We start from the raw sequence: 22,430 nt of genomic DNA on the forward strand, positions 1-22,430 counted from the left end.
CCTATGCGCTATGGGGATCGGTCGCTGCCTGTGTCGCACTGGTGTCGGGGCTGGCGTTTTATGAGTCCTCCCCTATTCCCCAGCCTGCCTCCCCGCAAATTTTGCAGCAGGCACCGTCCGCGTCTCCGACCGGAATCCGGAAATTTCTAACGTACAACGGCTATCGTTATGCGTTCGTCGACGATGGCGCACCGTTTAAGTTCACGGGAACTGAGCCGGTAAAATCGCTCGGAACATTAGTAGTTGATCTCAACCGCGAGACCGGGAAGAATACCGAAGACAGCGATGTGGAAAAGGACTATGCCGCAACTTTCGCCGTCGGAGGGGAACTGTATGAGATCCCGGCGTACCCGTCTCATTTCCGTATTGCGGTTCGATATGAACAGAACTTCTACCTGGCGGAAATCGTGGCCAAAGTAAACGACTCCGCGATAACTGCCAAGGATTATCTGGATATGTCTAATCTTAAGGAACATGTGCAGGACATCCATATTCTGAATCATGCGGGGAATGACATACTGAAGAAAATGACGGACCCTGTTTCTGTGAAATCCATCATCGAAGGCCTTTACGCGGCCAAAACGGCGGATTTAACCAACCGGGATTTCAAGGGCATCGCGGAGGCGCAATCCCAGGGAAAATCGTATCAACTGAAGTTTAACCTTACGGACGGGACTAGCATGGCCATGTATATCATCCCGGAGTTCAAAATCGTGTCGATGGGAGACGCGTACTATCAATTGCCCGATCGCTTCTTGGATCAATCCGGCGATACCTTTAAAAACCTGAAACAAGACGCGCTGCCGCTCTACTAAGCTTGTGAACCTAAACCAACCCTGTTCAACCATTCCTCACGCGATTTCTAAAGGATATATTCTTGGGAGCCGGCAAGCGCTTCGCTTTCTTATTCCATATCCATGCGAAAAAAGCCCTGGAGGTTTCCGCCTCCAGGGCTTGCTGCGCGCTAACTTTAAGGAATGACCTTCCACACGTTGGTGCCGGTCGGTGTTTCGCCTTGTGTCCACCATTTGGCCTCATAGTTGACACCGTTGTAGGACACCTTATTTCCCCCTACATAAACCGTAGTCGCGCTCCAGGCCGGATACGTGGTTGTACTGCCGCCCGTCGTTTTGACCGTCACTACGGAAGAGGATGGAGATGCTTTGCCCGAGGAGTCGATAGCGGTCACGGTAAAGCTGTAGGAAGTGCCGCTCGACAAGCCCGTGTTCGTGTAGGAGGTCGAAGTTGTCGTGCCTACCGCAACGTTATCGCGGTATACTTGATAACTAGCCGCTCCCGCTATCGATGCCCAGCTCAAGGAAACGCTGTTGTCCGTTACGGCTGTGGAGGCCAGATTCGTCGGAGCGGGAAGTGCGCTGCCTCCGCCGAAATCTACATCCGCTACATTGACGTAAGCGGTAGGCGCACCGGAGACTTCCCAGATAGCCAGGATGACCTGATAACCGGTTCTCTCGGGAACGTTACAATTCGTGGTGTAATAGTTGCTAGGGCTTGCACCGTTCAGATCCACTTGGCAGAAAGGCGTCAAGTCAAAGGAAGCTCTCGTCAGAGGGGCGTTCGGATTCCAGCCCGGCTTGGTGATGAAATATTTGAAGGTCGTTGTAGCGTGTGCCGCGTTCAGCTGCCATTTGAAAGCCTGCGGGCCCGCCTTCATAGGAACTTTGCTCCAACGTGTCGAGGTTTGCTCGTCAAGTTTGGGGAAGGTATTGCCGGCACTCGCGATGTGACCGTCGCCGGGGCCTCCGTTAGGAAAGCCTTTGCCCGCTTCGGCGCTTTGCGGCTCGTAAGAGGCTCCTCCACAATCCGTGTTCACGTTGTTCTTGCACAAAAGCCCACGGCTGGCGGGAACATCCAAATATCCGTGAGCCGAGCTGGTTTCGGGAAACAAAACCATCAGTAAAGCGAGCATCAGCAGCATTCCGCATGCGGCAACCAGTTTGTGCAGCAATGCGTGATTCGGTAAAGCCAAATTCATCATTCATTCCTCCTCAGATTTGGGTTTTCAACGCCAAAAGCGCTTACATTTCGTTGTTTTAAACGACATCACCTCCCTTAAAAATCTAGCAGCGAGCCTTAGTAGCGTAGCAGACACTTGGTGGATACATCTTCCATATTATAAGCCGGATCCGAGCCTATCACAATATTTTTTTAACAAAAAAAGGAGACCCTGTAACGGAATGTCTCCTTCTCTGCGAGAATATAACACCTTCTTGTAAGGCCCAGCTTGGCGATCAAGAAGTCTCTCGCCGCATCGGTTTGAATCTTCACCCCGGCGATCCTCACACGGATAAACTCGTCTCTCAACCGTTTATTAAATTAAAGTAACTGTTTTATTCAATCATTTTCCAAGTATCTGTTTGCTGCTGGATATCCCACAATCGGGCGTACAACCCTTTCGCGGCCAGAAGATTGGAATGGCTGCCCTGCTCGACGATGCTGCCGTTATCCAGCACGACAATATTGTCCGCACTTCGCACCGTTTTCAGACGATGCGCAATGACGATGACGGTTTTGCCCTGTACAAGCCGGTCGATCGCCTGCTGAATGACAGCCTCGTTCTCCGGGTCCAGTGACGCCGTAGCTTCGTCAAGCAAGACGATAGGTGCATCCTTGAGAAGCGCTCTGGCAATGGAAATCCGCTGCTTCTCGCCTCCGGAGATCGTACTTCCTCCTTCTCCGACAAGTGTGTCGTAACCGTTCGGAAGTTTCATGATGAAATCGTGGCAGCAAGCCTGGCGCGCCGCTTCCTCGATCTCTTCCATCGTGGCGTTATTGCGTCCGAAGCGGATGTTGCCCGCGATCGTATCCTGAAACAGATACACATCCTGAAAGACCATGGATACTTTGCTCAGCAGCGCTTCGGGCTCCATATCCCGGATATTTTCGCCGCCCAGAAGAACTTTTCCCCCAACAGGATCATAGAAACGCGCGATCAGACGCAAAACCGTGCTTTTGCCGCTGCCCGAAGGACCGACAAGTGCCGTAAACGTACCGGCTGGGATGAACAGATTCACTTCACTGAGCACCGTTTGCCTGTTATAACCGAATGTGACCTGCTCCAGTTCGATATCATAAGCCGCCGGAGGCTGGCTTTTACCCGGCATAACCGGCTCTTGAAGAAGCCGTACAATGCGTTCACCCGCTTGTTCGTGATATCGGAATTCCGCATAATTTACAAGCGCCGCGGTTAGCGGATCGTAAATCCGGGTGCCGACGATGAGAAAAGAAACGAACACGACCAGATCCAGGCTGCCTCCAAGCAGAAGATGAACGCCGACCATGATCATGAAGGTAAGGCCGGCGCGGATACAGGCAATCGCACTCAGGACGATCGGCCCGAGCAGCCCTTCAATCCGGATGCTTTGCCGCATCAGCTCCCTGAACGATAGGGTCAGCCTTGTAAAGCTCTCCCCCGTCACGTTGTATGCTTTGATGACACGGATGCCGTTCAGATACTCCTGCAGACGGTTGGCGGCATCGATTTTGGCGCGCATATGGTTGGCGCCAAGCTTATGCTGAATTCCGGAAGTCAGCATCACGAGCGCGACAGCGAGCGGAAACGCGGCGAATAAGGCAAGCGCCATACGCCAGTCCAGGAATGACAATCCCGCAATAGCGAGAACCGGCATGACAAGCGCGCCGATCATTTGCGGAACAAGATGAGAAATACCATGCTCGACCATAGTAAAATCGCCCATCATCATGTTTGCGAGATCTCCGGGATCCCGTTTGTTCAGAAAACCGAGCGGCAGCTTGCGCAAATGTTCGGCCAAGCGCGTCCGCCCTTCCGCCGCGGCGCTGTATGCTTGACGGAATTGGGAACGGTATGCCGGAACTTCGCTGACATACATAAGGACCAGAGAGGCGGCCATGCCTCCGCACACCCACCACAGCCGCTCTGCTTGAAGAGTGGCCCCGGGTGACGCAAACGGTTCGAAAATGAGCCGTGCCGCTTCCACTAGCAGAGCGAACGGAATAATTCCGATCAGATTGGCCAGCGTCGTATAAAACACCGGCTTGATCAACGCGCGGGGGTTACCTGCCGTGATGTTGCGCAGTAAATCCATCGTCTGTCGCCTCCTTCTTCATGCCGATATGCCATTTCTCCGAATCCGTGTAGGTATGCCACATTCTGGCGTAGAGGCCGCCTGCGGCAACCAACTCGTCGTGCTTACCTTGTTCGGTAAGTCTACCGCCGCTCAGAACAAGGATCTGATCCGCATCGCGGATTACATGGAGCCGGTGGGCAATAACAAGAACCGTCTTCCCCCGGATCAACTCTTTGAGGGCAAGCTGCATCTCATTTTCGTTCTCCGGGTCCGCGAATGCGGTAGCTTCGTCCAGTACGAGAACGGGCGCGTTTTTCAAGATAGAACGCGCTACGGCAATCCGCTGTTCCTCGCCCCCTGACAGGTAAACGCCGCCTTCGCCGATCCGGGTCTCGTAACCTTGGGGGAGCCTGCCGATAAACTCATGGCACTGTGCCGCTCTTGCGGCCGCATATACGTCTTCCGCAGCGGCGCCCGGCCGGCCTACCGCGATGTTGTTATACACCGTATCGTAAAAGAGAAATGTCTCTTGAAAGACAAAAGCGACCGTATCCATTAAGTCCGTAACAGACATATCCCGCACGTCGACACCGCCGATACGGATAGCGCCCTGATTAACGTCCCAGAAGCGGGGAACCAGATTCGCTACGGTAGATTTGCCCGCTCCGGACGGGCCGACCAACGCTGTAACCTGCCCTTGTGCGGCGATGAACGAAATATTCGAGAGCGCTTCGCCGCTTCCGGCTTTCGCCTCGTACGAGAAGCTCACCTTATCGAATGTGACGTCATATTGATCCGGTTTAACCGGGCGTTCGGGTTCCGGGATCGGTTTTTCCGCCAATAGACGGTCGATACGTTCTACCCCTTCGCCGATATCACGCAGGGTTGACATCAAGTACATAATCTTAAACATCGGAGCCGACACACCCGGCGCCATGACAAGGAAAAACAGCAGCACGGAAGCGAAGGCGACGTTGCCCGGATCGCGGCTGAGCAGAAATACGCCGACCGGCAGCACGAAGGCCGCAAACGAAACCAGAATCACTTTAAAAATCAGAAAACCGTTCTGAAACTGGTCAGTGAATTTCACGCAGTAATCACGATAGTAAATCATATCGGCATAAAATTTTCGGAAAGAATGCACCGTTTGCCCGAACACCTTCACGGCCGGCATTCCGCGCACATATTGAATCGCCGAGCTGTTTAATCTCTCCAGCGCATCATGGTATTTTTTAACGTTTTTCTTCGTCTCCGGTCCTGTCATCAGAATGATTTGTACGCCGAAGCCGACCAGAATCGGCACGATGCAGGCAAATGCCAGCCATACGTTTAAGTAAAACATCACGGTAATCATGAGAAGAGTTGTCACCGCGACGTGAACGAGATCCGGCAGTTGATGGGCGACGAATGTTTCAACTTTCTCCACGTTCTGCTCCAGTGTCTTTTTCACCGCTCCGGTAGACGTGCCGTTCAGCCAGCCTAAAGGCAGCTTTCCGATGTGGGAAGACAGCTTGATTCGCAGGCCGTACAAAATCCGGAAGGCAGCGATGTGGGATATCAATCCTCCCGCGTACATCAGAACAAGACTCCCGATTAGCCCCAGCAGGGCGATGATTCCCCAGCGGACCATGAACATACCGTCCGCTTCGGCAGGATGTGCCGCATGAGCAAGCAGCTCTTTCAGGATAAAATAAACCGATATGTAGGGAATCAGCTGGCCGATCGCGCTAAGTGCGGACAATATACCGGAAACTACGAGAAGACCTCGCTTCTCTTCCGCGATCTGCAGCAGCCGGGCCACGCCGGACTTGTTGCTCATAAGATTCGCTCCTATTCTATTAACAGTGGATTTACCCCGATTTACTGTCCGCTCATGGCTTTCATAATCTCATCGATCGCCACGATTTTTCCGAGCGGCATCGGCCCGATAACCGAACTGTCGTCCAGGACAAATACATGGTTGTTCTTCACCGCTTTTAATCGGTTCCAGATCGGGTTGTCCTTCATCGAAGCCATCACACCGCCGGCAACGGGCTGGACATAGTTATTCACAACGAACAGGTAATCCGGATCGGCTTCCGCCAGTCCTTCCAGATTAAAATTTCCTCCCTGCTTAAACGCCTCGACCGGTGTTAATGCCAGATCCTCATAGAAAACCCCCATCCGGCTCCTGTTGAAAGAAGTGAACTCTTTTCCGCTGAACATGGCGGCTAAGACCGTCTCTCCTCGTTTTGACGCCAGCTTTTCTTTGTATTCGGCCGCTTTTTTTTCATAATCGGCAATGACGCTTTCCGCCTTCTCTTCGGCTCCGATGATTTTAGCGATGATCCGAAGCTGCGCCTTCCAGTCCTCGCTGTGCGGTATAATGACAGTCGGGGCGATTTTGTTGTATTCCGTAAATTTGTTTTCATCTTCCGAGATAATCAAATCGGGGGATGCGGCCAGCAGCTTTTCCATACTCGGTTCCCGGCCAAGATCCATTACCTGCTTGCCTTCGAGCCGTTTCTTCAAATTAGGGAAACTGCCGATCATATCCATCCCCTGCGAAGCGTGCGGCGGCTCGCCGAGTACGGTCAAGTAGTCCAAATAAACGATGTAGGGGGTAGCTACTTTCTCCGGCTTCTTATCGATCACAAGCGACCCTTTCGCATGTTGGATCGTACGCGGGAACGCCCCCTTTTCACCGGTCGTTTGTGCTGCGGGTCCGCTTGACGGACTACCCGCTTCCGGGGAAACGGTTTTCTCTGCATGGGAACATCCCGTCAGAAGAAGAATACACAGGGCTGCTGCCCAAAAAGGTAACGTTATACGGCTGCGTATCATGTGTGCTAACCCTCTCTCTTTGTTGATAATGATTTTCACTCTCGATCAACCAACATCCTATACCAATTCTTTCTTCCTTGCCGCCTCCATACGGATTTTAAAGCGGTCAGACGGATTTTTTTATCGGGCGAATCTAATAAAAAAAAACACCGGATGCAGGCATCCGGCGTCTCTTAAATGAATGAACGTAGCGATCAAAAAACAGTCGAGGAACTCCTCATGAATTCTCCCGGATTAACCCCATAGTGCTTGCGGAAAGCATCGGCAAAATAACTGGAATTCGTATATCCCACGTAAGCCGCAGCCTCCCCCACCCGAAACCGGCCGCTCTGAAGCAATTGTTTCGCTTTTTCCAGTCTTTGCTCGCGCAAATATCCGAATACGGTCGTACCGTAAACTTTCTTGAATCCGGCTTTCAATTTAAAATCGTTTAACCCGGCGATCCGGGACAGCTCCAGCAAAGACGGCGGACACTCCATCCGTTCCAGCAAAATTTCCCTCGCGCGGCGAATCTTCTCCAGCTCGCTTCGAGTCATGGAAAACGAGGAAGGACCGGGATCGTTTTCAAACAGCAGCTGCTGAAACGATAAAGAGAGCAACTCAAGAACTTTACATTCCATATGGATGTTGCGGATTGCCTGGGAGAAAGGCATATGAATAAGCTGCCGGACGAGCTGGAGCATGGCGGGATTTATCGCTTGTCTGTACTGATGGAATGATTTGGAGCCGAGCAGACGATGGAAATCGGCCGTTTTGCCCTGGGCGATGTTTTCAAGATAATGATTGAAAGACGATACCGGAATATAAATACTCGCCGTTACGAGAGAGCGGCCGCCGGCAAAACAAAATTCTCCGGCCCCATGTCCCATAAGACCGAGATTAACCGTATTCGGACATAGTGGAATCTCAAAGCCGTTAACTTGTCCGACTCCCTCCCCTTCCAGACAGATCGACAGTTCCACCATCGGAATGTCGAACCGGAAATTAACTTGTTTGTTCTTGTATAACGTACAATTGGTGAGAACAATAATCAGTTCAGGTCTCGGTACGATGCGCAAAGCAAAACCTTCACCTGTCGAATCGCTTCTCTCCATATTCTCTGTCCGGTTCAAAGAACGATAGAAAAAATCCATTTGATCAAAAAACTGATTCACGTTGTCATGAACAGATTCAGTCATCCTTTTCCCACCATTCCGAATTTTTCTAATCGCTGGCTGTCTTAATGATATTGATAATCATTATCATTGTCAAGAAGTTCATTTTAGGGTTCATGGTATAGAAGAACAATTTCTAGCACGAAATCAAAAAAAGCCGCCCGTTTGGCGACTTCTTTAACTAGGAGGAACGCACGATGATTACTGGTGGCCGGCGAGCTGCAGCAGCTCGGAAAGCCGTTGCCGACGATCCCCTTCCTCCTTGGCGGCCATTTTCTTCAACTTATCTGTTCCGCCCCAGATCAAATAATTGATATGCGCCACCTCATAGGACTGAAGGCCGCGAACCTGTTCAAGCAGCACTCTGAGATGCGTATCGTCTTCCATATCCGCTTTGATCTTCAGCTTCATCGAATCCGTGCTGTGCAGCATGCATTTCACCAGCGTAGGAATTGTCTCCGCGTTAACGCCATGCCGCTCGGCCAGAGCGACTGTGAAGTGGTTCTGAACGGACTGATGTTCTGCGTCAATCTTCCCCATATAATCTTCAACTAACGGAAAATAGGCCCGATCCGCCAATCCGAGGCCGAAGACGGCATAGCTGCCGGGCATGCAATTCTTTTCCCCTTCCGTATCCGCATACCATTCGAACGGTTCCATCGCCGCTCGGGCGTACTCCTCCAGCAAGGGATGCAAATTCGGATATTCCAAGGCTTGGGCGAAGAAGCGGTGTGTTCCCGACTTGGCCAGCCCTTTGATCGGCAGCCCTTGTTTGAGACCGGATTTCAGCTTGATCTGATAGCTTTTGGGAAAACCCAGGCTTAACAAGCGAGTCAGAAACCAGAGCGCACGACCGTAGCTCTCCTCCGTTTCCCGCTTAATAACAAGGGTCACCTCGGCAAACACATCATTGGCTGTACATTCCGCCACTTCGTCGCGAAAGCAGACGTCTTCCTTGGCGTATGTGCCGCTGCCTTCCACAGTAAGACGTTTTGCCCTGGCACTTCCCAGCTCGATCGCGCAATCCAACATAGCCAGCCCCGTGGTTCTGCTGTAGGAGGGCTCGTATTTCAGAATCAAGATTGCGGCATAAATGATAAGCTCGATCGGACCCTGCTCGGTATTTTCCAGCCAAGCCTCGCTTTTTTTCTTATATTGTTTCTGGAACTGTGTCCCTGCCTGATCAAAATAACGGGGCAGCCATTGATCCTCCGCCCAATTCCGCAAAGCCACTGTCAGGTAGTTCCGATGTTCGGCAAGATGTTTGTTCCCTTTATTCACTTGTTGAATCTTCTCGAAAAGGGAAATAATCCGCCCGACATCCATGTTCGGAAACAGCCGCTCGTCAAGCAGATGTCTGGACAGGAAAAACGTCTCCAAAGGTTTGGTCGGATATTTTCCCGCTTCGAGCTTTTTCTCGATGTAGAAAGAGATTCGTTCCAGCAGTTGTTTCTTCTTCGTCTCGTTGACGTATTCGTAAATACGAACGCGGACCTCGCCTTCCCTCGTCCGGAATTTTCCAGTGAAGGTAAAATGATAATCAATTAACGCAGGCGTCAGAGCGTCCAATGTTTGCCCGATATAAGCAGCAAGTTCCGGAACGATCCGCTCCCTCACTTGTTCCTCTGTCAGGGTTTCCGCGGAATTGCCTCGTCTGGCCGCAGCTCCCGGCACTGTAAAGTCAAGATTATTATCCGACACGTTTGTCCTGCCATTGGCGTATTCCAGCAGAGCGTAATCGTGAATGCCTACCTGAAGCGAAGTGCGCTTCACGATTTGGTCCGCGTCCTTATCGCTAATGTAGGCCGCCCATTTATCGATTTGCCGTTTCATTTCGTCCAGAATCGTTTCTAGAGTAAGATCCATGTCCATCTGATGCTCCTTTATATGGCTACCGTAAAATCCCTTCTAATTAAGGATATTTACTTTATTTTACCATACGAAAACATCTGATAGCAGGACTAATATGATTTTAGATCCCGTTTCTCCAATCCTAGCTGTTTGTAATCCGGGAGGTATGAAGGCCCGTAGGGCGGCATCACTTCAATCAAGGGATTCCTTGACGGCGACGATGCGTAACCGGCTTGTGTCCATCATCCATTGACCTTCACGGACGAGGTGGGGTTTAACCTTTGCCTCGATAGCACGGTAGATGGACGCTTTGTCAGCTAAGGTGACGTCCCGGAAGAAATAATCGGCGAAACTGTCCAGCCATTTCCTGACTCCGATATCTCCCTTAAGCGGAGTGGGCTTGTCGAAGTGCTGAGCCAGCATAACGCGAAAGCCGGTCTGCTCCAGCAGGCTGGCGTATTCGCCTATCGTGGGAAAATACCACGGGCTCCGTCCCGCCCACGCATAGCCACGAGCTTCCAGCTCCTGCTCCATGGCGGTGGTCAGCGCGGCAACGTTCCCTCTGCCGGCGAATTCGGCAACGAATCGCCCTCCCTCCCGGAGAGCCAGCCAGATGGTGCGGGCAACAGCGGGAGCATCCTTGATCCAGTGCACAGCCGCATTGGAGAACACAGCATCAAATCGGACATCAGTCCGATACTGACAAACGTCTTTCACCTGAAAGTTCAGTTCAGGATACTTCTGTCGGGCCTTTCTCACCATCTCTTCCGACAGATCGATACCCGTAGGTACCGCTCCCGCAGCCGCGATCTCCGCCGTCAGGTCACCGTTCCCGCATCCTACGTCCAGGATTCGTTCTCCGGTTCGCGGCTGCAGCAGGGCCAAGGCCTCCGCTCCCGGTTTGACACCAACATCCGGATGCTCCGGATACACTTTCGGGTTCCGGTGGTTGTTAGAAAGTTCGCTGCTCATAAGTTTTGTCTCCTTTTTTTGTATGACTGGAAATTCTCTTCCGTGAGGTCTACAGCGGCGGCCAACGCTTCTTCCTGCCGGAGGCTTTGGTATAAATCAATCGGGAAGGCATCACATAGACAGAATCCCCGGCTGCGTATACTCCACTGTGGTAGTCCCGCCCAACACATCGGCAACAGACCACTTCATATACTTAAAAGATATTTTATATCTATAATTGGTCCAACCTTAACAATCCGCTTTCTACTAACACGGACAATGCGGCTTGAGAGGCAAATCCGATCCTTATGATGTTCTTCAGATGCCGATCCATCGCTTCCTCGGCAGTGAACATCCCTTGTCGGATAACGCACGGCGAATCCTCGCTGAGGCATAGTTCGTCGCTCTCGAATAGTTCATTTTCTTCACTTTAGTTAAAGACTTTACGAATCTATAATAGCTTCGATTTTGCGAACCTGTCAATAAGATTCCGAAGAACTTTTTGCATACCTTGCTTACATCCGTAGGGATTGTCCTACAGCGAATTCCCATTTTAGTAGAAGGGCTTAGACTTGCAATAATTTTGGAAATAGATTACTTTAAAGCTGTTAAAGATTGTCGTATGACAAGGCTTTTTGCCGAATGAACGGAAAAACCATATCGCGGGGAGATTTGTCATGGATATTACCCAAGATTTCATGGATGAACGTTTTAAAACGTATGTTCTGGACCATTTTAGCGAGAATCCCGGTCGGATTCAAACAGGCGATGTGGAGGGAATCGTCTCCCTTCAGCTTACGAATCTGCAATTTTCCAGTCTGAAAGGGCTTGAACACTTCACTTCTCTTGAGGAGCTTGATTGCTCGTTTAATAACTTGACGGAACTTGACATCAGCCAAAATGCGCACCTTAAACGACTCGAATGCAAGAGAAATAACCTTCATCTGCTGGATACGAGCCATAACTCGAAACTGAAAGAGCTGTCCTGCAGCAACAACGAGATTTATTCCCTAGATTTGACGGCCAATGTGCAGTTGGAAGCGGTGGATTGCAGCTTTAACCGGCTTAGGAACCTGGATGTCAGCCGCAATCCTATGATCACCAAGTTGATCTGCTGCTGGAACATGATTTCAGACTTGCATGTAGAGCAAAACCCCAATCTGCAGGAACTTAACTGCTCCTACAATTCCCTATTCAATTTGGAACTGAAGCGGAATGCATCCCTCATGTACCTGGATTGCGGAAGCAATTATTTGATCGAATTGATTATACAAGATGGCGCCGGCCTCGTTAAAATACGCTGCAACAACAATCATTTGAAGCAATTGGACGTATCTCAGTGCCCGGTTTTAGAAAGTTTAAGATGCTTCCAGAATCATCTTACAAGCTTGGATCTCAGTCACAATCCGCTTTTGAACGAGCTTTACTGCTCGGAAAATAAACTCCCGGAACTCCATACTCGTTGTAATCCGATGCTGAAACGGCTGGATTATGCCGATAATCTGATCGTTGAGCCGGATCATACGGTCAAAGGAATGGGTACTTTTCAATACGACAGCTCGTTTTGTTCCTATCAAACCGCACTTCGTTATAAGGACAAGGAACTATCCGTTAGAGCCGATGTACCCGCCAAGGCGGATATGAAACGTCTGTCACCGGTGATCAGGAAGACCTGGGAACGACTGGATCAGCTTCATGAGCAGGCAGCAGACCTGATTGCCCGCACACATCCTGACGAAGATGTTACCGAATTAGTCCTGTCCGAGCTCGTATTCGATAAAGACGCCGCCTTTCGGATAGGCTACGATGCAGGCGAGTCTCCAGCCGGACAGCTGTACATTTACGCCGTATTTACCCGCAAGCATGAATTGAACAGTCAGCTCGTCTATGAAACCTATTAGGCAATCCGTAACTCACCATTCATAAAAATGTTCTTCGATCAGCGCTTCGAAGGAATCCGCCAATAACTTGATCTCCCCGGTATCGTGATCACAGAAGATGACCTGTCCGGACTGATCGATGATAATCGGATTACCGGAACCATCCATTGAGATGACATAGCCGGTTCGCAAAACCTCTGCTAAGGGAAGCTCCTTGAATTGCTCCCGGTACCCCAGCGTCAAATCGATAACCGTTTCATTTCCGAGACTGGAGCCGTTAGAAAACGCATACACCGCAAGACCTGCATACGCTCCCCCAAACGTCCGGATAAAATGCACATAATCCTCATGAAAGGTTACGCCCAACTGCTGCTGTGCATGAGCTATTTCCTGTTGGCTCGCCGGACTGCCTGCCAGTGTACTGTTATCCTCCCGGTGAAGGAAAGCCTTTAATCTGTCCATTAACGCCTTTTTCATAGGTAAATCCCCTTCCCTGCCGAATCAGCTGCGGTTCAAGCTCTCCACCGCATCCGGCCGAATTTTTTCAGGTGATCAAACCATACATGCCCGTCCGCTGAAGTTTATTCGGAGAACGAACCTTTATCGGGTTTCCTTAAAAAATAAGTGAGCTGTTCGTTCATATATTCCGGGCTGCGGGCAAAGCCGTCTTCACTCCATTGGAGAAGCAAGCCCATAATCGCGTTGGCCTGATAAGCAACCAGCAGGGAGAGATCTCTATCCCCCAAAGGATAAACCTGCGAGTTAGTCCGCATCAGGCTTTTTATTTTCGCTAACAAGGAATAATAGTAAGCCAGCGGCGACTTTTTCTCGAATACGATCTCGTAAAACGACTGGAATTTCTTCACATGATGAAAGATACGAATCGTCGAAGGGTCGAGTTCGCTCGGGTTTACATGTACCACATGGCGATAAGGCTCGTTGTACGAATCCTCCAAATCTTGAAGCAAAAAATGGAGATGCTCATCGAACAAAGCCCCGATGTCTGTGTAATGCAAGTAGAAAGTCCCCCGGTTTACGGCAGCCTCGCGGCAGAGAGCGGACACGGTGATCGCTTCGAGCGATTGTGTTTTTAACAAGGCTAGGAGCGCTTGATGTAGCGCTTTCTTCGTCTTTATGACTCTTAAATCGGTTTCATTCATAGAATTGGTGATCGTCGAAGCGATGTTCGTCATCGTAGCGCCCGGTGCGATCGCATTGCAGCGAATGCCTTTTTGCGCGTACATGAAGGCCGTGTTTTTAGTGAGGCCGATGACGGCATGTTTGGAAGCCGTATAAGCGGCGCCCGCATGCGCTCCGCTGAAACCGCCAGTCGAAGCCGTATTGATAATAACGCCTTTCCCTTTCTCCAGGAAGATCGGAATCGACTTACGGATCGCACGCATGACGCCTTTCGTATTGATGTCGAAAATAAGATCCCATCTGTCGTCGTCTACATCGCCCGCTGCCGCCATATTATCCATAATACCGGCATTGTTGACCAATATATCGAGCGTGCCGTATTTAGTGACAGCCGTGTCGATCATGGCATGAATATCGTTCAGGTCGGCAACGTTGGTTTTTACCGCGGTCGCTTCGCCGCCGTTCGCCTTAATACCGGCCGCAACCGCTTCCGCGCCTTCGACATTCAAATCGGAAACGACGACTTTTGCTCCTTCATTCGCGTACAGCTCGGCAATCGCTTTGCCCATGCCCGATGCGGCGCCGGTGACGACCGCCACTTTACCTTCGAGTCTCATGTGGATTCCCTCCAAAGGAGTTATTGAACAGGTGTTCATTTAAATTATAGGGATGCTTAAGCGGCTATGTCAAATAACGAAAGCCACGCTTTGGTTTAGAATCACTCGTTGGCTTCTGCACAACGATGCTTAACGCTTCCCCATCAGGAGAAGCGTTAAGCATGTTCTATGTATTGTCTTACAGCTTGGCGGTAATGACTAGTCTAACACAGCCGGGATCACATGATCCTTAATCAGTGTCCACCTGTCCCGGGGATGAGCGACAAATTCGGATGCAATTGCCAGGACCAGGTCTTTTTCCGGGATACAACAAATGACATTCCCCCCGTCCCCCATTGCCGAGTAAGCATAGACCCCGTCCTCTTCACGTAACCACCATAAATATCCGTAATTATTTGCGTTCATTGCCGTGGATTCGTTCACCCATGTCCCGGAAATAATCGGATGATGATTCCATAAGCCACGGTTCAAATATAGAAGACCGAAACGCGCCATGTCACGGGGAGTCAGCGTAAGTCCCCATCCTCCGGTGGAAATCCGGTTCGGGTCTTGAACCCACCCTCTTACCTTCTTCCCGAATAAGTCCTCGAACCCGAATGATTCCATTTCATAATCCGGGATCTCTTTCATGCCGATGGGTCTGAATAATCGTTCATTGGCGAATTCACGGGCGCTTTTTCCTGTGCTGCGAGTAAGGATGCTTGACAGCAGGTGCGCCCCCGCGGTGGAATACTTAAAAGTTCCGATTTCCCCTTTTTGGCCCAGCATATCCAGCGTATACTTTACCCAGTCAGGCTGCATGCACATCTTGTCCAGCGGTTCGTGCCAATCCTCGAATGGATAAGGAGCCGTCATAGTGAGAAGATGGCGCAAGGTGATTTCCCGTTTCTGGCTATCGGCGGCATCGGGAACATATTCGGGGAAGAAATCCAGGACCTTCTGGTCCACGTGTTTAATAAAACCGGTATCTATGGCAATGCCAATGAGGGCGGACAGGATGCTTTTCGTTACCGATGCCACATGATGCGTATCATCAGGGCCATAGCCGTTGTAATAGCTCTCGCAAGCGATAGCTCCATTCCTCACGATAACCACACCGTTTATATTGCTGTACTCGGATCGGATGACAGGTTCAAGCTCTGCAAGCTTTTCAGGGTCCAGTCTTACGAGCGCCGGGTCTGCGGCTTGCCATTCTGCAGTCGGCCAGTCGTTTTTTTGCACGATAGATACCTCCCCAAAGATAATGTCAGGTCTTTCTGCTATTTTTTCTTTACAGGAAAATATACCTCGGTCACAATATCATCGGAATCTTCGGCTTGGGTGGGATCGGTTACATACACTTCGTAAGGGGATCTTACCAATCGATATCCTTCATTCTCGATCCACTCCATCAGTCTGGCATACACCGTGGTCAATTCCGAATAAGCACCCTCCAGAACGGACTTCGCGCATAGACCTCCGGGCAAATCCCGTGTTCCCTTTACGAACTCCCCTACCGGGATGGCAAACTCTGTATCATTGCCGGCAGGATTGTATTCCGAGCTGTGATAAATGGTCATTGGCGTGCCAAGCAGGGTCAGTTTTTCAACCGCGATCTTTTCATACAGTTTGCCAAAATAGTTCTCATATCCTCGAATAAAGTCATCCCGGCTCATCATTTGACGCGTATACAGGATATTCATGGGCTGGGTTTCAACTAGCTCCACTTCTATCCGGTCCAGGTGGGACATAATGGGGATACCTTTCTGTACGTTTAAAATATCCGTGCTAATCTGGTTTAGAGTGTATTCAAAAGCAGTCAGCTTCTCCTGTATTTCCTTTCTCTTGCGATGAAGAGCGGAACAAAGCTTTTCTTCCGATTGATCCCCTTCCATTTCCAGCATGGCTTTGATTTCTTCCAGAGAAAAGTGATAAGATTTCAACCGGTTGATCAAAAGCATCTTTTTAAGCTGCCGGATGGAGTAATACCGATACCCGTTCTCCGGGTTAATCTCATCCGGATGGAGTAATCCGATCTCATCATAATACCGGAGCGTTTTTGTAGACACTTCGCAAATCTTCGAGAACTCCCCGATCGACAGCAAGAGGTCACCTCCCTTCTTCTTATTTTTTACGAACGATACGGTCTAACTATCCTTGCTTTGTTCACCTTCACTGTACAGCTTACCCTAGGGGCAAAGTCAACCGCAAAAGCCGTCTGCCTTTACATTCCTACCAAAAAATTGCATAATGATCTATTAGATTGTATCCCTATTTATGTCCTATACTCACCCAAAGGAGAGTGTAATTTATGCGTGAAACCTGTGTTCCCTCCGGCGTGGCACTAAAAGACACCGGCTTTGGCTATACGTTGTCTTTAATAGGCGGTAAATATAAAATGATCATTATGTATTGGCTGGCCGAGAACAAGGTGATGCGGCATAATGAGCTGAAGCGAAGTATCGGAAGCATTTCTTTTAAAACCTTAAGTGTCATGTTAAAAGAGATGGAGGCAGACGGGCTTATCCTGCGCAAGGAATTCCCTCAAGTTCCTCCTAAAGTCGAGTATTCTTTATCGGAACGCGGCCTATCTCTCCTTCCGCTGCTGAACATGATGTGCGAGTGGGGCGAGAACAATTTGCCCGATCCCCAGGCTGTACAGCGGTAGCCAAAAGGTATTAGTTCAAAAAAAAGAAGTATCTCCCCTGAGGAAATACTTCTTTTTTATAGTTCAATATAATTGCCTCTTAAAGATGATCAATAAAACTCACATACTTTTGTGCGCTTTTATCCAAATTGTTTGCCGGCGGTTCATTTTCCGCACCGGGTTCATTTTCGCCAGGCTCGGTTTCTGTACCGTAATACGCATAGAACGAACGATAGTCCGCATGGCAGTATCGGAAGGTCGTTTCAAAAGGGGTTAGCAACTGTTCAAGCGTATAGCGGTACTTCCCCTCTTCCCTGTAGTCTTCTTCTTTAATTCCGACAGAAACCGCTAAAGCCGCTTTGCGATTCCTTAATTTATCGCCGTTAGAACCATAGGCCCAGCCATAAGCAAGAACATCGTCGAGCCATTTTTTTAGAAGAGGCGGACAATTAAACCAATACACAGGGAATTGCAGAACAAGGTTGCCGTGCGATTCAATCAGCTGCTGTTCTCTCTCCACGTCTATGTTTCCGTCAGGATAAACTTTATGCAATTCGTGTACCGTATATTTTTCCGGGTATTTTTTGAGTTCTTCTACCCAGCGTTTATTAATGACGGATGTTTCCAGGCTCGGATGTGTGACGATAACAAGAGTTTTCAGAGTGCTCTCCTCCTAAAAGTGTATTTACTTCTTGAGTATAGAGTCCAGCCTACAAATATGTAAGTATGCACTTTTAGTACAGGTACTTACATAAAGGTGAGTGTGGCGGGTTCTTGTTGGTCCGTTCGTTGTTGAACCTAAAAAAACCTTACCGATCTTAATTAAGACCGGAAAGGTTTTTAGTTAACGGTTTGAACATGAATTCCGCTAAGGTTAAGGCGTTGGCGTACCGCCGTTAGCGTTAAGGGTTTCCCCGCTGATATAGCTGGATTCCTGACTGGCCAAGAAGACAAAAGCCGGAGCCATTTCAGCAGGCTGTCCCGGACGGCCAAGCGGCGTATTCGTACCGAATTCCGCCAGCTTCTCGGTCGGTTGTCCGCCCGCAACTTGCAGGGGCGTCCATACGGGGCCCGGCGCCACCACATTTACCCGGATGCCCTTGCTCGCTACCTGCTGTGCGAGGGCTTTGCTAAAGGTATTAATCGCGGATTTCGTAGTCGCATAATCCAAAAGAATCGGGGACGGTTTATACGCTTGAATGGAGGACGTGTTAATGATGGAGCCGCCCGGCTTCATATGTCTGACCGCGGCCTTGCAAAGCCAGAAGAGAGAGTAGACATTGGTCTTGAAAGTGGCATCGAATTGTTCGGTCGTCAGATCCGCAATGTTCTCGACGAACTGCTGCATGCCGGCCACGTTGGCCAGAATATCGATTCCGCCCAGTTTATCTACCGCGGTCGCAATCAGCTGCTCGCAGTACTGCTCGTCCTTCAGATCGCCAGGAAAAGCAATGGCTTTACGGCCGGCTTCTTCGATCAGTTTGACGACCTCTTGCGCATCCGCCTCTTCCTCCGGCAAGTAAGACAACAGCACGTCGGCACCTTCACGGGCAAAAGCAATCGCCGCCGCACGGCCGATTCCGCTGTCGGCTCCCGTCACCACGGCTTTGCGTCCGGTTAATCGTCCGGTTCCGCGGTAGCTTGTCTCCCCTGCATCGGGCACAGGAGTCATTTTCTTTTGGAGACCCGGCTCAGGCTGCTTTTGCTTCCATTCAGGTGTCGGCTTCGGATATTGGGCGGTTGGATCTTGCACTTTATATTGATCTTGTTCAGGCATAGTGAAGTCCTCCTCTTGGTCTTATCTGTATCATCGGCAGGGTCTGAAAAGTGTCTGACACTTCTCTTTGTAACCAGGATCGGGGACATTTAAACGGTACCCTCTAAGAATCCTGCCATACAGTTAACACCACGTTTCCTTATTTATTTTCTCCCTGAAAATAAAAAAATCCGCGGTTTCGCGGATGTTCGAATTTGTACCTTTCTTGCCGGTTATGACTGAACCATGAACTCAATGACCGGATAGGAAATCACATGCCGATCTCGGTATGTCAGGGCAATAAGATCTTCTTTGGCACTCAAAATTCCATTTTGTAAAATAGCAGCCTTAAACCCGCGCTCAATCGCGCCATTGTAGGTAAATAAGACGCAATTCCCCGCGTCAAAGCCTGCTATCACAACAAGGCCGATCTGGCGGTCAAGCAGAATTTGTTCCAAATCCGTTCGCCAGAAAGCATTGGAGAACGTCTTCTTCACGACAAGGTCGTCTTTCTCCACTTGAATCTCGGGGATGAACTCAAGCCGTTCCGGACTAATCGTCCCGGCCTCTTCTACATCCTGGATATGGATGACTTGATGTCCGCCGGAACGCAAAATTTGAGCGGTATGATTAATATACGCGCTTGCGGTTGCCACCGGACGGTCTTGCAGGAAATCCATTTGCATATCGACGATTAAAAGTGCAATGTTCACTGCTTCACTTCCTCGCATTCAGTGGTGTTTTTTTCTTCACTATACCAAAACCAGGTAAGAGTTGTACATTCTTTTGCAGTACCTCTATACAAGCAAATTAGCGTTCATTCATCGGTTCGCTTCGGCTCGGTAGAGAAGCAGTCCAAATGGCTGTACAGCAGGGAGACGAGATCACGGCTTTCCTCATGCTCCAGCCACTCCTCCAGGGAGACACGTAATGCCGCCATATAGACCGCGACCAAGAAGCGCATCTCATTGCGGTCCCTTGCCGGTTCGAGGCGGGAGCAAACCGCTTCGCAGATGGCCGGCTCGGTTTCCAGCAGCGCATACAGAAACAAGGAAGCCATGGGCGGGGTCTGCATGGCTATCTGATGACGGATATAAAGATTGGACCGCTGCTCCTGATACCTGCCCGCCAGATACCCAAAAACTTCCCGCAGCGCAGTGTGCGGCGATGCCGTTGACGCAACGTGCATGAGCGTACGGACACCGTCGCTCTGTATGGTATGAATGAGCCCGGAGAGGACCTCTTCCTTGGACGCATAATAGCGAAAAAAAGTACGCGGAGACATCGTCACCGCATCAGCTATGTCCTGGATGGAAGTTTGTTCGTAGCCCTTTTGCTGAAAAAGCCGGAGCGCCGCTTCTTCAATGGCAGCCTGTGCCTGACGTTTCTTGCGTTCCCGCAAGCATCCGATCTTAGCCTGGTTCCTTCCGCCGTCGAAGAGCTGCTGCGCTTCAATGGACCTGCCACCATAGCCGGACCGCGTTTTGCAACGGAAGATCTAAAGCTTGCCGGACAGGCGATCAGGAAGGGCGATATCGTCATTCCCGTGTTGAAATCAGCGAACCGCGATGAAAATCAGTTTACGCAGCCGGAGGAGCTCGACATCACTCGTACAATCCATCGCCATCTCGCCTTTGGACAAGGCATCCATATGTGTTTGGGGGCTCCGCTTGCCCGAGTGGAAGGTGACATCGCTTTTACCACCCTGCTAAGGCGCTTGCCTAATCTGCGGCTCAGCGTCCCCCGGGAGAGCGTCGCCTGGAGTTTCACGCTGAGCTCGCAGGGAATAACCTCCCTTCCCGTCGCTTTTTGACAATAAAACGATTGCACGAATGACTGGGACGGCGGAGTCTGGCCTTGGCTGACGCCGAATCGTACAGCTTTTCCTTTCCTGCTCCGCCTCTGTGATTTGCCTGAAATACAGAATGCTGCCGGTAATACGGAAAAAGGATAGATATTCTTGTCCGGTACCAAAGACAAGAACACCTATCCTTGTTATAAAACAGATTGCGCTCTAAGCAGGTCCAACCATGCGTGCCGCCCTGAGGGGTCCTTCATTTTCTGGATCATTATCCTTTAGTCTGCATTTGAATGTGCCGGGCAACCCGTTCTCCCAGTTCCGCCGAGGCGTGGTACAGATAGTTTAAGACAATGCTTTGCGTTCCTTGGGATATACCGGCAAGATCGGCAGAGAGGTTATCCACCAGATGCTCTTGCTGCACAGGAGGCAGAGCGCGATAGTACTGGCCGGCCTGTGTAAAATTATCCGGTTCGGGCAGATCGGTCCGCACGAGACGGCCTTCCACATATCTGCCGCTGCCGCTGGTCACAAGGGAATCCGGCGACCAATTTTCCTGATGATTGACAGGGATTTTGCGGAAATCCGGCCCCAACCGCCGGCGCTGAGAATCCCAGTAAATGTTCGCACGTCCTTGCAGCAGCTTATCGTCCGATAGCTCGGCTCCATCCAAAAGATTGGACGGCGAGAAAGCTATTTTCTCCACCTGATCCATATAGTTGTCCGGATTGCGGTTCAGTACCAGCCGGCCTACCGGCACCAAAGGATATTGCCTCTCGTCCCAGACCTTGGTATCATCCAGCGGATCAAAAGGAAGTTTGGCCTCGTCGTCCGGGTTCATAAGCTGTACATGCAGCCCGTATTCAACGGTGTTGCCCGCTGCCAGGGTATCGAATAAATCTTGGCCTGCAAGATCCGGATTCTCGCTCAATCGGGCCGCTTCGTGGCGGTCGATAACCTGCACGCCGGCAAACGGGATCCAGTGGTATTTTACATAAGTGCGGACGCCCTGCGCGTTTCTCCACACATAGGTGTTTACACTATGGCCCGGGATATGGCGAAAGCTTTTGACCGTACCCGCGTCCGAGTAGAGCCGGACCAGGAAATGAGTGGATTCGGGCGCTCTGGCGACAAAGCTCCACATCCGCTCCGGATCGATCAGGTTGTTTACCGGCGAGGGCAGAAAGGCTTGAACGAACTCCGGAAAACGAATGGCATCCCGTACGGAAAATACGGGGATATGATTGCAGAGCAAATCAAAAACACCTTGTTCCGTGTAAAACTTGGTGGAGAAACCGCGCACATTGCGGGAAGTATCCGGGGTGCCTTTATTGCTGACGGCGAGGGAAAACCTAACGGTAACGGGAACCTGCTGGCCGGGACTTTGTAAAAAGCAGAGCTTGGTATAAGCCGCCATGGAATGGACGTTCTGAAAGTAACCGAAGGCACCGCTGCCTTTCACATGCACCGGCCTTTCGATAATTTTTGTATGTACAAAGGTTTCCAGTGTTTCGTGTAAAATATTGTCCTGTTCGAGTACCGGACCTCTTTCGCCTACCGTCTGTGAATGAAATGCTGCCGGTATGTTCCCCGCCCCTTGCGCAGGAATGTGACCTCTAGGAGGCTCCTCTCTCGGTACATGCTGCGCTGAAGATCTTTGCGGCGAACCGCTGCGTGGAGATGTTGCGTCTGATTGAAACCGTCCGTTGTTTCCTTCCATAATCATTGTCCCTCCCACACGTCCATTTTTACGGATACCTTATT

The 22,430-nt window shown here is 50.4% G+C and carries 20 protein-coding genes and 1 pseudogene; 4 read left to right on the forward strand and 17 right to left on the reverse strand.

What is annotated here, in order from left to right:
- Positions 1-41: 41 nt before the first annotated feature.
- Complete coding sequence (locus tag HMPREF1207_RS00490; RefSeq protein WP_009676468.1) at positions 42-815, forward strand: hypothetical protein; 774 nt, start codon at positions 42-44, stop codon at positions 813-815.
- Positions 816-970: 155 nt separating this feature from the next.
- Here the strand turns inward: HMPREF1207_RS00490 and HMPREF1207_RS00495 are convergent, their stop codons facing one another.
- The 7 genes from HMPREF1207_RS00495 to HMPREF1207_RS00525 all read right to left on the reverse strand — a co-directional run bounded on the left by HMPREF1207_RS00495 (position 971) and on the right by HMPREF1207_RS00525 (position 10,870).
- Complete coding sequence (locus tag HMPREF1207_RS00495) at positions 971-1,999, reverse strand: lytic polysaccharide monooxygenase (RefSeq protein WP_009676479.1); 1,029 nt, start codon at positions 1,997-1,999, stop codon at positions 971-973.
- Positions 2,000-2,351: 352 nt separating this feature from the next.
- The gene (locus tag HMPREF1207_RS00500) at positions 2,352-4,088 is read right to left on the reverse strand and encodes an ABC transporter ATP-binding protein (protein ID WP_009676477.1); all 1,737 of its coding nucleotides are present in this window, start codon (positions 4,086-4,088) and stop codon (positions 2,352-2,354) included.
- Positions 4,057-5,889 carry an ABC transporter ATP-binding protein gene (locus tag HMPREF1207_RS00505; RefSeq protein ID WP_009676484.1) on the reverse strand — a complete coding sequence of 611 codons (1,833 nt, stop codon included), beginning with the start codon at positions 5,887-5,889 and terminating at the stop codon, positions 4,057-4,059. The genes HMPREF1207_RS00500 and HMPREF1207_RS00505 overlap by 32 nt, the downstream gene beginning before the upstream one ends.
- Before the next feature lie 41 nt (positions 5,890-5,930).
- On the reverse strand, positions 5,931-6,704 hold the full coding sequence (locus tag HMPREF1207_RS00510; RefSeq protein WP_231391988.1) for an ABC transporter substrate-binding protein: 774 nt from the start codon (positions 6,702-6,704) through the stop codon (positions 5,931-5,933).
- A gap of 383 nt (positions 6,705-7,087) precedes the next feature.
- Positions 7,088-8,071 (reverse strand): helix-turn-helix transcriptional regulator, encoded by a 984-nt coding sequence (locus tag HMPREF1207_RS00515; RefSeq protein ID WP_009676435.1) that lies wholly within the window; start codon positions 8,069-8,071, stop codon positions 7,088-7,090.
- Positions 8,072-8,248: 177 nt separating this feature from the next.
- Positions 8,249-9,913: a DUF6138 family protein gene (locus HMPREF1207_RS00520; protein WP_036739736.1), complete on the reverse strand. Its 1,665-nt coding sequence runs from the start codon at positions 9,911-9,913 to the stop codon at positions 8,249-8,251.
- A 177-nt stretch (positions 9,914-10,090) separates the two neighbouring features.
- Complete coding sequence (locus tag HMPREF1207_RS00525; RefSeq protein WP_009676507.1) at positions 10,091-10,870, reverse strand: class I SAM-dependent methyltransferase; 780 nt, start codon at positions 10,868-10,870, stop codon at positions 10,091-10,093.
- Positions 10,871-11,526: 656 nt separating this feature from the next.
- Between HMPREF1207_RS00525 and HMPREF1207_RS00530 the strand changes: the two genes are divergently transcribed.
- Complete coding sequence (locus tag HMPREF1207_RS00530) at positions 11,527-12,750, forward strand: leucine-rich repeat domain-containing protein (protein ID WP_009676511.1); 1,224 nt, start codon at positions 11,527-11,529, stop codon at positions 12,748-12,750.
- A gap of 12 nt (positions 12,751-12,762) precedes the next feature.
- Here the strand turns inward: HMPREF1207_RS00530 and HMPREF1207_RS00535 are convergent, their stop codons facing one another.
- From HMPREF1207_RS00535 to HMPREF1207_RS00550, 5 genes and pseudogenes are all read right to left on the reverse strand, one after another.
- Positions 12,763-13,206, reverse strand: coding sequence for an SMI1/KNR4 family protein (locus tag HMPREF1207_RS00535; RefSeq protein WP_009676520.1), 444 nt, complete (start codon positions 13,204-13,206; stop codon positions 12,763-12,765).
- 104 nt (positions 13,207-13,310) lie between these two features.
- Positions 13,311-13,889, reverse strand: coding sequence for a TetR/AcrR family transcriptional regulator (locus HMPREF1207_RS30705; RefSeq protein ID WP_231392051.1), 579 nt, complete (start codon positions 13,887-13,889; stop codon positions 13,311-13,313).
- Positions 13,881-14,486: pseudogene (locus HMPREF1207_RS30105) on the reverse strand (SDR family NAD(P)-dependent oxidoreductase); the annotation flags it as partial. The gene HMPREF1207_RS30705 and the pseudogene HMPREF1207_RS30105, both read right to left, overlap by 9 nt.
- Before the next feature lie 198 nt (positions 14,487-14,684).
- Positions 14,685-15,707, reverse strand: coding sequence for a serine hydrolase domain-containing protein (locus HMPREF1207_RS00545; RefSeq protein WP_009676421.1), 1,023 nt, complete (start codon positions 15,705-15,707; stop codon positions 14,685-14,687).
- Between the two features lie 38 nt (positions 15,708-15,745).
- On the reverse strand, positions 15,746-16,570 hold the full coding sequence (locus tag HMPREF1207_RS00550) for a MerR family transcriptional regulator (protein WP_009676475.1): 825 nt from the start codon (positions 16,568-16,570) through the stop codon (positions 15,746-15,748).
- Positions 16,571-16,776: 206 nt separating this feature from the next.
- Here HMPREF1207_RS00550 and HMPREF1207_RS00555 point away from each other — a divergent pair, with 206 nt between their 5' ends.
- Entirely contained in the window at positions 16,777-17,133 is a 357-nt protein-coding gene (locus tag HMPREF1207_RS00555) for a winged helix-turn-helix transcriptional regulator (protein WP_009676428.1), read from the forward strand.
- Between the two features lie 79 nt (positions 17,134-17,212).
- On the opposite strand, the gene HMPREF1207_RS00560 is transcribed toward HMPREF1207_RS00555, so the two are convergent.
- The 4 genes from HMPREF1207_RS00560 to HMPREF1207_RS29585 all read right to left on the reverse strand — a co-directional run bounded on the left by HMPREF1207_RS00560 (position 17,213) and on the right by HMPREF1207_RS29585 (position 20,057).
- On the reverse strand, positions 17,213-17,773 hold the full coding sequence (locus tag HMPREF1207_RS00560) for an NAD(P)H-dependent oxidoreductase (RefSeq protein WP_036739369.1): 561 nt from the start codon (positions 17,771-17,773) through the stop codon (positions 17,213-17,215).
- Positions 17,774-17,986: 213 nt separating this feature from the next.
- On the reverse strand, positions 17,987-18,889 hold the full coding sequence (locus HMPREF1207_RS00565) for an SDR family oxidoreductase (protein ID WP_009676512.1): 903 nt from the start codon (positions 18,887-18,889) through the stop codon (positions 17,987-17,989).
- Between the two features lie 212 nt (positions 18,890-19,101).
- On the reverse strand, positions 19,102-19,581 hold the full coding sequence (locus tag HMPREF1207_RS00570; protein WP_009676440.1) for a cysteine hydrolase family protein: 480 nt from the start codon (positions 19,579-19,581) through the stop codon (positions 19,102-19,104).
- A gap of 104 nt (positions 19,582-19,685) precedes the next feature.
- Positions 19,686-20,057 (reverse strand): acyl-CoA-like ligand-binding transcription factor, encoded by a 372-nt coding sequence (locus tag HMPREF1207_RS29585; RefSeq protein WP_170318719.1) that lies wholly within the window; start codon positions 20,055-20,057, stop codon positions 19,686-19,688.
- A 129-nt stretch (positions 20,058-20,186) separates the two neighbouring features.
- On the opposite strand from HMPREF1207_RS29585, the gene HMPREF1207_RS00580 reads away from it, so the two are divergent.
- The gene (locus tag HMPREF1207_RS00580; RefSeq protein WP_009676508.1) at positions 20,187-20,681 is read left to right on the forward strand and encodes a cytochrome P450; all 495 of its coding nucleotides are present in this window, start codon (positions 20,187-20,189) and stop codon (positions 20,679-20,681) included.
- Positions 20,682-20,937: 256 nt separating this feature from the next.
- Here HMPREF1207_RS00580 and HMPREF1207_RS00585 read toward each other — a convergent pair whose 3' ends face one another.
- On the reverse strand, positions 20,938-22,386 hold the full coding sequence (locus tag HMPREF1207_RS00585) for a catalase (RefSeq protein ID WP_016423354.1): 1,449 nt from the start codon (positions 22,384-22,386) through the stop codon (positions 20,938-20,940).
- Between the last annotated feature and the right edge of the window lie 44 nt (positions 22,387-22,430).

Source organism: Paenibacillus sp. HGH0039 (assembly GCF_000411255.1).
In the GTDB taxonomy this organism is placed as follows: Bacteria; Bacillota; Bacilli; order Paenibacillales; family NBRC-103111; genus Paenibacillus_F.